Annotated in this window: 1 protein-coding gene; it reads left to right on the plus strand. The window is 40.9% G+C overall.

Going from position 1 to position 281, the window contains the following annotated elements; translation table 11 throughout:
* Positions 1-281 (plus strand): hypothetical protein (locus RMT89_RS42460; protein ID WP_315889102.1); only part of this gene is annotated, 281 nt, incomplete at both ends.

Consider the following 281-nt stretch of genomic DNA (forward strand, 5'->3'; position numbering starts at 1 on the left):
TAAAGGCATTGACATGCTTACCGGAAAATCCGATGACCCGCATTTCTTCGTTTTGCCCGATATCGGATCGGAACTATCAGAGCTTGAAAATACGACAGTTTCCGATGAAGAAAAAGCTGCCCAGAAAGACGAACTGTTGCAAAATTACGCCATCAAATCGGAGCGTGTACACACCGTAAACCAATTGTTAAAAGCATATACATTGTTTGAAAAAGACGACGAATACGTTGTTATAGACAATAAAGTGAAAATTGTGGATGAGCAAACGGGGCGTATTATGG

The sequence above is a fragment of the Streptomyces sp. P17 genome (assembly GCF_032436805.1).
Lineage (GTDB): Bacteria > Actinomycetota > Actinomycetes > Streptomycetales > Streptomycetaceae > Streptomyces.